Source organism: Inquilinus ginsengisoli, assembly GCF_031453975.1.
Classification (GTDB): Bacteria; Pseudomonadota; Alphaproteobacteria; order DSM-16000; family Inquilinaceae; genus Inquilinus; species Inquilinus ginsengisoli_A.
This window is the reverse complement of the sequence record NZ_JAVDPW010000002.1, coordinates 328,736-339,877: the sequence shown is the minus strand read 5'-3', so window position 1 is coordinate 339,877 and position 11,142 is coordinate 328,736. Positions and strand designations below refer to the sequence as shown.

The 11,142-nt window shown below is 69.1% G+C and carries 10 protein-coding genes and 1 other RNA gene; 5 read left to right on the top strand and 6 right to left on the bottom strand.

The features are described 5' to 3' along the window. Both E9232_RS05410 and E9232_RS05405 read left to right on the top strand, forming a co-directional pair. Entirely contained in the window at window positions 1-468 is a 468-nt protein-coding gene (locus E9232_RS05410; protein ID WP_309792586.1) for a RidA family protein, read from the top strand. Window positions 469-480: 12 nt separating this feature from the next. Next, window positions 481-1,692 carry an aminotransferase class V-fold PLP-dependent enzyme gene (locus E9232_RS05405; protein WP_309792585.1) on the top strand — a complete coding sequence of 404 codons (1,212 nt, stop codon included), beginning with the start codon at window positions 481-483 and terminating at the stop codon, window positions 1,690-1,692. Window positions 1,693-1,753: 61 nt separating this feature from the next. On the opposite strand, the gene ald is transcribed toward E9232_RS05405, so the two are convergent. Then, a complete protein-coding gene (gene ald, locus E9232_RS05400) occupies window positions 1,754-2,875 on the bottom strand; it encodes an alanine dehydrogenase (protein WP_309792582.1) in 1,122 nt (373 codons plus the stop codon). 317 nt (window positions 2,876-3,192) lie between these two features. Here ald and def point away from each other — a divergent pair, with 317 nt between their 5' ends. Both def and E9232_RS05390 read left to right on the top strand, forming a co-directional pair. Next, the gene (gene def / locus E9232_RS05395; protein WP_309792581.1) at window positions 3,193-3,726 is read left to right on the top strand and encodes a peptide deformylase; all 534 of its coding nucleotides are present in this window, start codon (window positions 3,193-3,195) and stop codon (window positions 3,724-3,726) included. A 9-nt stretch (window positions 3,727-3,735) separates the two neighbouring features. Further along, window positions 3,736-4,428 carry a COQ9 family protein gene (locus tag E9232_RS05390; protein ID WP_309792580.1) on the top strand — a complete coding sequence of 231 codons (693 nt, stop codon included), beginning with the start codon at window positions 3,736-3,738 and terminating at the stop codon, window positions 4,426-4,428. A gap of 112 nt (window positions 4,429-4,540) precedes the next feature. Here E9232_RS05390 and E9232_RS05385 read toward each other — a convergent pair whose 3' ends face one another. The 5 genes from E9232_RS05385 to apbC all read right to left on the bottom strand — a co-directional run bounded on the left by E9232_RS05385 (window position 4,541) and on the right by apbC (window position 9,882). Continuing rightward, window positions 4,541-5,062, bottom strand: a complete 522-nt coding sequence (locus E9232_RS05385) for an SspB family protein (RefSeq protein ID WP_309792579.1) — start codon at window positions 5,060-5,062, stop codon at window positions 4,541-4,543. 132 nt (window positions 5,063-5,194) lie between these two features. After that, window positions 5,195-5,546: a transfer-messenger RNA gene (gene ssrA, locus E9232_RS05380) on the bottom strand. A 9-nt stretch (window positions 5,547-5,555) separates the two neighbouring features. Further along, a complete protein-coding gene (locus tag E9232_RS05375) occupies window positions 5,556-8,183 on the bottom strand; it encodes a S8 family serine peptidase (protein ID WP_309792578.1) in 2,628 nt (875 codons plus the stop codon). A gap of 103 nt (window positions 8,184-8,286) precedes the next feature. Beyond that, the gene (locus E9232_RS05370; protein WP_309792576.1) at window positions 8,287-8,619 is read right to left on the bottom strand and encodes a hypothetical protein; all 333 of its coding nucleotides are present in this window, start codon (window positions 8,617-8,619) and stop codon (window positions 8,287-8,289) included. Window positions 8,620-8,721: 102 nt separating this feature from the next. Further along, on the bottom strand, window positions 8,722-9,882 hold the full coding sequence (gene apbC / locus E9232_RS05365) for an iron-sulfur cluster carrier protein ApbC (protein ID WP_309792575.1): 1,161 nt from the start codon (window positions 9,880-9,882) through the stop codon (window positions 8,722-8,724). Window positions 9,883-9,996: 114 nt separating this feature from the next. Here apbC and hflK point away from each other — a divergent pair, with 114 nt between their 5' ends. Beyond that, window positions 9,997-11,142 (top strand): FtsH protease activity modulator HflK, encoded by a 1,146-nt coding sequence (gene hflK / locus E9232_RS05360; RefSeq protein WP_309792574.1) that lies wholly within the window; start codon window positions 9,997-9,999, stop codon window positions 11,140-11,142.

Genomic DNA, 11,142 nt, shown 5'->3' with positions numbered 1-11,142 from the left:
ATGCCCAACGTCTACGACCGCCTTGCCGCGCTCGGCATCACCCTGCCCAAGGCGCCGTCGCCGGTCGCGAATTTCGAGACGCACCGCGTGTCCGGCCAGCTGCTGTTCCTGTCCGGCCAGGGCCCGTCCGAGCCGGATGGCTTCCAGCACCGCGGCAAGGTCGGCGCCGCCGTCGACCAGCAGGCCGCCTATCGCCATGCCCGGTTGACCGGGATCAACCTGATCGCGGTGATGCATGAGGCGCTGGGCGACCTCAACCGCGTCACCGCCATCGTCAAGCTGCTGGGCATGGTCAACGCGGTGCCGGAGTTCGAGCATCATCCCGCTGTCATCAACGGCTGCTCCGACCTGTTCGTCGACCTGTTCGGGCCGGAGATCGGGCGCCACGCCCGCTCGGCCGTCGGCATGGGGTCGCTGCCCGGCCAGATCACGGTCGAGATCGAAGCCGTCGTCGAATTCGCGCGCTGAGAGGATTGTGAGATGAAGTCGAACGAGGATATCCGCCGCCGCCTGGGCCTGCGCCCGGTGATCAACGTGTCCGGCACCATGACCTCGCTGGGCGCCTCGATCGTGGTGCCCGAGGCGGTGCAGGCCGTGTCCGAGATCCTGCCGCAATTCGTCGAGATCAACGACCTGCAGCGCAAGGCCAGCGCCCGCATCGCGAAGTCCTGCGGCACCGAAGCCGGCTTCGTCACCGCCTCGGCCTCGGCCGGGATCAGCCTGGCCGTGGCCGGCGCCATGACCGGCACCGACCTGCTGGCGATCGAACGGCTGCCGGACACGCCTGGCATGGCGAAGACCGAGGTGCTGCTGCAGGTCGGCCACATGGTCAGCTACGGCGCCCCGGTCGACCAGGCGGTGCGCCTGGCCGGCGCCACGGTGGTGCCGGTCGGCACCGCCACCCAGGCGTCGGGCTATCAGCTGGGCGGCGCGATCACCGAACGCACGGCGGCGGCGCTCTATGTCGTCTCCCATCACGTCGTGCAGTACGGCCAGATCCCGCTCGAGGAGTTCGCCGCGATCTGCCATGCCAAGGGCGTGCCGGTGATCGTCGACGCCGCGTCGGAATATGACCTGATCGGCTTCCTGGCCCGCGGCGGCGATATCGTGATCTACAGCGCCCACAAGTTCCTGGGCGGCCCGACCGCCGGCATCGTCGCCGGGCGCGAGGACCTGGTGCGGGCCGCCTATCTGCAGAACCGGGGCATCGGCCGCGGCATGAAGGTGGGCAAGGAGGGCGTGGTCGGCGCCATCGCCGCGCTCGACGCCTGGGAGCGGCGCGACCACGCCGCGGCGCGGGCCCGCGAGGACGGCCATCTGAAACTGTGGCACGAGGGCTTGGCCGGCCTGCCGGGGGTGACGGCGGTGATCGAGCCGGACCCGACCGACAACCCGCTCGACCGGCTGCGGGTGACCTTCGATCCGGCCAAATGCGGCCTGGCCGCCTGGGACGTCGCCGACCGCCTGGCCGCCGGCGACCCGCCGGTGATCATCCGCGACCATGAGGCCGAGCACGGCTTCATCTATCTCGACCCGTGCAACCTGCATGACGGCGAGGCGCAGGTGGTGCTGGACCGGCTGCTGGCGGTGCTGCGCGGCGCGGCCGGCGATCCGCCCAAGGGCGACGCCCGCGCCCGGCTGGCGGCCCGAGCGCAGAAGGGGCTGGAGTCGTTGCTGCGGTTTCCGCGGTAGAGACTTTCGAATATGTCCCTCTCCCGCGTGGCGGGAGAGGGACACGCGCGTCCGGGCCCGCCTACGCGGCGCGCAGCACCACTTCGGCCGGGACGTAGTTGAGGCCCAGCGCATCGGCCACCGGCTTGTTGGTGACCTGGCCGGAATGGATGTTCAGGCCTTCGCGCAGATGCGCGTCGTCGAGGCAGGCGCGGCGATAGCCCTTGTCGGCCAGCGCCAGGGCGAAGGGCAGGGTGGCGTTGTTCAGCGCCACGGTCGAGGTCCGCGCCACACCGCCCGGCATGTTGGCGACGCAGTAATGCACCACGCCGTCGACGACATAGGTCGGGTCGTCATGGGTGGTGGCCTTCGAGGTCTCGAAGCAGCCGCCCTGGTCGATGGCAACGTCCACCACCACCGAACCCGGCTTCATCTTCGCGATCATGGCCCGAGTCACCAGCCGCGGCGCCGCGGCGCCAGGGACCAGCACCGCGCCGATCACCAGGTCGGCCCCGGTGACGTATTCCTCGATCGCGTCGACGGTCGAATAGATCGTGTTCAGCTCGGCGCCGAACTGCAGGTCCAGCTCCTTCAGCCGCTGCAGCGACTTGTCGATCACGGTGACATGGGCTTCCAGCCCCATCGCCATGCGCGCCGCGTTGGTGCCCACCACGCCGCCGCCCAGCACCACCACCTTCGCCGCCGGCACGCCCGGCACGCCGCCCAGCAGCATGCCGCGCCCGCCCTGGATCTTCTCCAGGCAATGGGCGCCGCACTGGATCGACATCCGCCCGGCGACCTCGCTCATCGGCGCCAGCAGCGGCAGGCCGCCGCGGGCGTCGGTGACGGTCTCGTAGGCGATGGCGACCGCGCCGGATTTCATCAGCAGCTCGGTCTGGCGCGGGTCGGGCGCCAGATGCAGATAGGTGAACAGCACCTGGCCGCGGCGCAGCATGCGGCATTCGTCGGGCTGCGGCTCCTTGACCTTCACCACCATCTCGGCCCGGTCGAAGACCTCCTTGGCCGATCCGACGATCTCGGCGCCGGCGGCGCGGTAGCGGTCGTCGCCGAAATCGATGCCGGCGCCGGCCAGGGTCTCGACGATGACGCTATGCCCGTGATGCACCAGTTCGCGGACCGAGCTCGGGGTCAGGCCGACGCGATACTCGTGGGTTTTGATTTCCTTCGGCACGCCGATGAGCATGGTTCCCCCGGGTTTTCATTCTTGGCGTCCGCCCTGCGGGCGAAGCCTGTCCCTGATTCCTACCGCAAGCCCGCGTGGAATGACACCACCTCTCGGCGCCGGGTCCGTCCTGCTTCCGGCACAGCGAGAACACCGCAGGTGGGCCATGCCCTCGGTGAGGCTGCAAATCGGCTCGTTGCGGAATCGTCCGGCCTTCACCTGCTGACGGACCCGCTTCTCCGGGGGCTCGTGGTTGCGACGAAGCTTCATCTCCCGGAAGATGTCTTGGCGCTGCATCTTCTTCAGCCGGGTTGAGGGATTCATCGGGAGACGGAAACGTGACGCTGTTGAAGATCGTCAGCATGGGGCATCCGGTGCTGCGCCGCCTGGCGGATCCGGTCGCCGATCCCACGGATCCGGAGATCGCGCGGCTCGCCGCCGACATGATCGAGACGATGCGGGACGCGCCGGGCATCGGCCTGGCCGCGCCGCAGATCTACCGGCCGCTGCGCCTGATCGTGTTCGAGGTGCCGGCAGCGCGGCAGGAGGAGGGCGAGCCGCCGGCGCCCGACGGGCCGACCGTTCTGGTCAACCCGGAGATCGTGCCGCTGGACGAGGAGACGGTGGTCGGGCTCGAGGGCTGCCTGTCGATCCCGGGCTTCCGCGGCCTGGTGCCGCGCTGGCGGCGGATCGGCTATCGTGCGCTCGGGCTGGACGGCAAGGTGATCGAGCGTGAGGCCGAGGGGCTGCACGGCCGGGTGGTGCAGCATGAGGTCGACCATCTCGACGGCGTGCTCTATCTCGACCGGCTGCGCGACCTGAACGATTTGGCCTCCGACAGCGAGGCCCGCTATCTCACCGACCGAGTCTAGGGAGCACCGATGACCGACCGCGGCTTGACCGACATGTCCGGAACCGGCAGGGCCGCCGAGCGCGACGCCCTGCTGCTCGCCACCCTGCCGCATGTGGCGTTCGACGGCTGGACGCGCCAGGCGCTGCGCCTCGGCGCCGAGGAGGCCGGCTTCGGCGCCGACGAGGTCGCGGTGCTGCTGCCGGGCGGCGTCGCCGAACTGGCGGACCTGCTGCACGACTGGGCCGACCGGGCGATGGTCGAGCGGCTGGCGGCGGAGGGCGAGGCCTTCACCGGGCTGCGGGTGCGCGAGAAGATCGCGCAGGCCGTGCTGACCCGGCTCGACCTGCTGCTGCCCTATCGCGACGCGGTCCGCCGCGACCTGGCGCGGCGGGCGGCGCGGCCGCTGTCGCGGCGGGGTCTGCGCCAGCTCTACGGCACGGTCGACGCGATGTGGCGGGCGGCGGGCGACCGGTCGACCGACCTCAATTTCTACAGCAAGCGCGGGCTGCTGGCCGGGGTCTACGCCTCGACCCTGCTGGTCTGGCTGGACGACCGGTCGGACGGGCAGGAGACGACACAGGCCTTCCTCGAGCGCCGGATCGGCGAGGTCCTGGCCATCGGCCGCCAGATCTCGGGGCTGAAGCGGCTGGGCGACCTCGCCGAAGCGCCGTTCCGCCTGGCCGCCCGGTTGCGTGAAGGGCGGGGGACGGCCGCCGGCTAGCTTCGTAGGTTGGGTTCGCGGTCGCGAACCCAACATCATGCCAATGCTTTTGTTGGGTTCGCAGCTGCGAACCCAACCTACGGCAAGCTGGACCCTATTGTGAGAGCGACCGCTACTTCTTGCGGAAGGCGTCCAGCGTCACGACCTTGCCGCCCTCGGCCGGCGTGCTCTCGGTCTGGCCGCGGCCGGTCGGGCCCTGGACCACGTTGCCGCCGGCGTCGTTGCGGGGAGTCTCGGCCCGCGGCGTCTCGGCGCCGTCCTCGGCCGCAGCCTCGCCATCCTCCGCCTCGTCCTCGGCCCCATCCTCCTTGGCGGATTGGAACTGCAGGGCGAAGTTGACCGACGGGTCGGCGAAGGTGGTGATCGCCGCCAGCGGAATCACCAGCCGTTCGGTCTTGCTGGAGAAGCTGAGCGAGACCGAGAACCGGTCCTCGCACACCTCCAGCCCGAAGAACTGGTGCTGCAGGACGATGGTCATCTCCTGCGGGTACTTCTGCCTGAGATACTCGGGGATCGCGACCCCGCGATGATTTGTCATGAAGGTCAGGTAGAAATGGTGCTCGCCCGGCAGGCCTGTTTCGCCCGCCTGGGTCAAAGCTTCCCTGACCACGCCCCGCAGGGCGGATTCGACCATGCGGTCGTATCGAAGTTCGTCGTCCATCCGGCCACACTAGACCGGGCCCGGCGGGTTGAAAAGGGAGACGAATGCGGGAACCCCGTCCGATCCGACATTCTTCGGCGGAAGGAGGCGCGTTTGGGGAGGGAAAGTGGGGCGTTCTGTTGCTGGGTGCCCCAAGCCCCACCTCGACGGGGCTAACCGCCGAGGGATTTAGTAGAGGACGCTAAGCCGCTTACGCGGCCGCGCGAACCTCAGCAAAGTTGTCGTTGGCAACTATTGCGATGGCCCGATAACGGCGGAACCATGCCGGACGAAAACCTTTCCTTTACTACACGCGTCGATCCTATTTCGCCCCCATGCTCCGTCCAACACCGGAGATTTGGTGGAGGCGCCGGGTACCGCCCCCGGGTCCGCTGCGTCTATTCCAAAAGGCGTTTATCATCATAGTCGGTTGCCCGACCCTTCTAATGTAGTGGCAAGCCGCCCCGGATGGAAGGGTTGAACCCCATCACAGCACGAAATCGGCGGCGACCAGGGCGATGGCGCCGACCAGCGCGATCTGCAGATCGGCCTGGCCGTCGCCATTCACATCCGCCTCGACCAGGGTCTGCACCCCCGCCACCACGAAATGCAGTTGCCCGGCGGCGCTGAACAGGGCCGCGCCGATGAAGGCGAAGGCCTGGTCACCGGCGACGGCGGCATTGGCGTCGATGGCTGCGACGTCGATCCGGTCGCCCTGGGCGTGGCTGAAGTCCAGGATCTTGTCGGCGCCGGCACCCACCGTGCTGTCGGCCGTGGCGAGATAGACGAAGCGGTCAGCCCCGGCATCACCCTGCAGATGGTCCCGCCCGCCGCCGCCCGTGAGCGCGTCGTTCCCCTGGCCGCCATAGAAGATGTTGGTCTGGCCGTCGCCGGTCAGCGTGTCCGCGAAGGCGGAGCCGACCGCGTTCTCGAAGCCGGACAGCCGGTCGCCCTGGGCGTCGCCGCCGCTGGCAGTGTTGGTGGCGAGATTGACCGAGACGCCCACGGTGCTGTTGGAATAGAGCACGGAATCGTTGCCGTTGCCCCCGGACAGCTGGTCGCTGCCGGGATCGCCCCGCACCTGGTCGTTGCCGTCCTCGCCCGAGACGACATCGTTGCCGGCGCCGGCGCTGAGCAGGTCGTTCCCGGCCTGGCCCCACAGCGCGTTGGCGCCGGTCGTGCCGATCAGGGAATCATTGCCCAGCGAGCCGACGACGGCCTCGATGGCGATCAGCACGTCACCCTGGGCGTTGCCGCCCGACCCGGTGCCCCGGCCAAGGTCGACGGTCACGCCGACCGATGATTCGTTGTAGTAGGCGACGTCGATCCCGGCGCCGCCATCGAGCACGTCCGCCCCGCCGCGGCCCATCAGGATGTCGGCGCCGCGCCCACCGCTGAGGTGGTTGTCGCCGTTGGTGCCCAGGATCTTGTCGTTGGCGTCGCCGCCGATGGCGTGCTCGATGACGGTTCCAGCCGTGAAGGTCACCTGCCGGCCGGCGACGGTGGCGAAGCTGTGATACAGGTCGAACAGGGCGATGCCGGTCAGGGCGGCACCGTTGATCGTGTCGGTGCCGCCGGAATCGGCCAGGGTCTGGCGCCCGGCCGCGGTCCCGATAGTGGCGAACTCATCGGTGTAGACATAGGTGTCGTTCGGGCTGGCGGCGTCGCCATACAGGTGGAGGCTCCAGGAATTCAGGGTACCGGTGTCGCCGGCCGTGAGGTCGCGGATGGTCAGCGACCAGGTGCCCTGGCCGCTCTCGCCCCAATCCTGGATGGTGCCGAAGGTGAAGGCGATGTCGTCCTGGTTCGACCCGTCGGTGGCGCCGGTCTGGTTGCTCAGGCCGGGACGGTTCAGCAGGGTGCTGTGCGTCCCGTCCGGCGAGGTCAGCACGATCTGCAGGTCGCCGATCCAGGTGTGGCTGAGGTTCAGCGTCACCTCGACATGGTCGATCTCGATGCCGGTGCCGATCGCCAGGGTGGTGGTCACGCCGGTCGCATTGCCGTCGGGAATGGCGAGGCTTGGCGACGCCGAGGCGGAGACGTGGACCTCGTTGGCGCTGGTGTGGGCGGTGCCGGTCCAGCTCTCGGCCAGGCGCACCGCGGCATGGGCATCGACCAGGCCGAAACCGATGTCGTGGTTGACCGTCAGGCCGCCGCCGTTCCAGTTGGTCGCGCCGTTGGTCTGGTCGCCGGCGGCGGCCGGGGCGGTGCGGGCGGAATAGGCCAGGATCTCCTGCACATCACGCCAGCCGAGATGCGGATTGGCCTGCAGCATCAGGGCGGCAACACCCGAGATCATCGGCGCGGCGGCCGAGGTGCCGTTGAAGCTGGTGGTGTAGTCCCCGGCGGCGTAGCCGGCGCTGCCGACCCGGTCGGTGGTGACGATGGTGCCCGAGATCGGGCTGCCCGGTGCCCCGACCAGGATGCTGGCGCCCGGCGTGGAGTAGGAGGACAGGGTGCCATCCTGGTTGGTCGCCCCGACGGCGATGGTCCAGCGGTTGGCACTGAAGCTGTGCAGGTTGGTGTCGTCGCCGTAGTCCCGGGTGTTGCCGGCGGACTGGACGATGACCGTGCCCAGCCCGTCGCGGCCGTTGGCCGCGGCGTTCAGAGTCGCGGTCCCGGCGGCGGCGAATCCGGCATCCGCGAAATTGTCGAGGAAGGCCGAGTTCGGGTCGTCGTAGAAGGCGTTGCCGTAGCCCCAGCTGTTGCTGAGGACGTCGGCGTCCGCGGCGGCATGGTTCCGTGCTGCGACCACCGCCGTCCGCAGTGTGTCGAAGAACAGCGGATCGTAATAAGAGAGCAGCGTCGCGTCATAGGCGATGCCGACCACGCCGACGCCGTTGCGCTCGGCCGCGATGATGCCGGCGACCGAGGTGCCGTGGTTGTCGTCACTGGTCTGCGGCGCACCGCCCGCGCCGCCGGTATAGGCGTTGAAGCTGTGCGCGGTGTCGATGTTGTCGTTCAGGTCGGGATGGCTGAAATCGATGCCCTGGTCATGGACCGCCACCACCACCCCGTCGCCGGTGAACTCGTCCCAGATATTTCCGAGATTGATCCCCCAGGGGCCGGTGAGGTGCCATTGCTGGGCGTAGAGCGGATCGGTCGGTGCGGCCATGATGAAATATCCCGATCTGAAATGAGCAGCCTCTAGTGACCAGGAAAATTGAGGCTGTTCTGCGGTCAGGTCGAGCAGATTCGGCGGGCGACCAGGCCACCGATCAATCCAGGTCGATCACCGGCTGGCTGCACAGGTTGAGGCTCCAATACTCCGCCTCGGCGCCGTCATGCGCACGCACCTTCACGTCGAAATAGCAGCCGCCGCGCAGGTCGTCGGTCGGGATCCGGGCGGTTTCGCCGGGCGGCAGCGGCGTCGACCGCAGCCGGTTGTAGCCCCAGGAGCTTTCGAAATCGGGCGAGAGGCGAAGATCCTCGATCGCGCTGGCCCGCCGGTTCTGGACCTGGACCGAATCCGGCAATGCCTGCGCCGCGGCCCCGGCCGCAAAACTCGCGGCGAGGGCGGCGAGGACAGCGATCCGGCAGGTACGCGCCATCAATCTGTGACTCCGTCGGATGGCGCCCGGTCATGCCCGGGCGCCACTCAATTTTCCTTCTTATCGGATCGATTTGTGGCGACGAGGTGACGCAGTGGCCGGTCACTCGATGACGATGCGCGGCGCGGCGTGGCCGGAGCCGGCCTGGACCTTGTCCCAGACCCGGGCGGCGATGGCGCGATAGGCCTCGGCATGGGCGCCGTCCGGCGCCGAGACCACGATAGGGTGCCCGGTGTCCGAAGTCTCGCGGATGGCGATGTCGAGCGGGATCTCGCCCAGGAAGTCGCAACCCAGCCGCTCCGCCTCGGCGCGGGCGCCGCCATGGCCGAAGATGTCGGAGCGGTGGCCGCAGTTCGGGCAGCAGAAATAGCTCATGTTCTCGATGATCCCGAGCACCGGGACGTCGACCTTGCGGAACATGTTCAGGCCCTTGCGGGCGTCCAGCAGGGCAATGTCCTGCGGCGTCGAGACGATCACGGCGCCGGCCAGCGGCACCTGCTGCGCCATGGTCAGCTGGGCGTCGCCGGTGCCGGGCGGCATGTCGACCACCAGCACGTCGAGCGTGCCCCAGTTGACGTCGCGCAGCATCTGCGACAGCGCCGACTGCACCATCGGGCCGCGCCAGATCATCGGCGTCTCCTCGTCGATCAGGAAGCCGATCGACATCACCTTCAGCCCGAAATTCTCTTTCGGGTCCATGGTCTTGCCGTCGGGCGAGGCCGGCTTGCCTGTGATGCCGGTCATCCGCGGCACCGACGGGCCGTAGATGTCGGCGTCCAGCAGCCCGACCTTCAGCCCGTTGGCGGACAGGCCGAGGGCGAGGTTGACGGCAGTGGTCGACTTGCCGACGCCGCCCTTGCCCGAGGCGACGGCGATGATGGCGCCGACGCCGGTGACCGGCAGCTTGCGGCTCTGCGCCCCGCCGGGCGCGGCCGGCGGATGGGCATGCCCGGCGTGCCCAGAGGCAGGCGCCGCAGCCGGGGCCGCACCCTGGCCCATGCCGCGATGCGCCGTCAGCACGGCGGTGACGGACAGGACGCCCGGCAGCGCCGCCACGGCCCGTTCCGCGGCCTGGCGCAGCGGCTCCAGCGTCGGGCCGCGCTTGGGGTCGACCTCGACCGAGAACAGAACGTGGCCGTCGCGCAGCGTCACGCCGGTGATCATGCCGAGGGCGACGAGGTCGCCGCCGCGCTCCTCGTCCCGAACCCCGCGCAGCGCGTCGAGCACCGCGGCCTCGGTCACTGTGATGCGCCCAGTCGCCATGGTTGAACTTCCTGACCTTTGTCCAATATGACAGGCTCCATTTGTCGCCTGACGCGCCGAGATATAGCATCCGGCGCCCAGGATGACAGGGCGGTCGATGGGGAAGGGATCTGGATGCCGTGGAGTAATCAAGGGGGTGGCGGCGGCGGCGGTGGCCCGTGGGGCGGTCCACCGCAAGGCGGCGGGCAGAACCCCTGGGGACGCGGCGGGGGGCCAAGCCAAGCCGATATCGAAGACATGATCCGGCGCGGCCAGGACCGCTTCCGGCAGGTCATGCCCAAGGGCTTCGGCGGCGGCCGGGGCATTTTGATCGCGATCGTCGTGATCATCATCGGGTGGCTGCTGACCGGCATCTACCGGGTCCAGCCGGACGAGCTCGGCGTGGTCCAGCGATTCGGCGCCTATGTCCGCACTGAGCAGCCCGGCCTGCGCTATCACCTGCCGGCGCCGATCGAGACGGTGACCAAGCCGTCGGTGACGACGCAGAACCGCATCGAGATCGGCTTCTCCAGCGGCGAGGGACGGGCTGTCCCCCGGGACATCCCGGACGAGAGCCAGATGCTGACCAACGACGAAAACATCATCGACATCGATTTCGTCGTGCTGTGGCGCATCTCCGACCCGGTCGCCTACCTCTTCAACATCAAGAACCCGGACGCCACCGTGAAGGTCGCGGCCGAGAGCGCGATGCGTGAGGTGATCGGGCGGACCGAGATCCAGCCGGCGCTGAACGAGGCCCGCGGCAAGATCGAGCAGGAAGCCCGCGTGCTGCTGCAGGCCACCCTCGACAGCTACGGCACGACCGGCCAGCCCGGCGCCGGCGTGGTGATCGACCAGGTGCAGCTGCAGAAGGTGGCGCCGCCGCAGCAGGTCATCGCCGCGTTCGACGACGTGCAGAGCGCGCGCCAGAACCAGGACCAGCTGCGCAACGACGCCGAGACCTATCGCAACGGCGTGGTTCCGACCGCCCGTGGTCATGCGGAGCAGATCTCGCAGCAGGCGGAAGCCTATCGCGAGCAGGTGGTGGCGAAGGCGCAGGGTGACGCGGCGCGCTTCACCTCGGTGCTGCAATCCTACCGGCTGGCGCCCGAGATCACGGCCGAGCGCTTCTACCTCGAGACTCTGGAGAGCGTGCTGAAGGGCTCGAACAAGATCCTGATCGACGACGCCATCGGCGGGCAGGGGGTTCTGCCCTACCTGCCGCTGAACGAGCTGATGAACCGGCCGGCCCCGGCCGCCGCGGCGAAGGGGGGCCAGTGA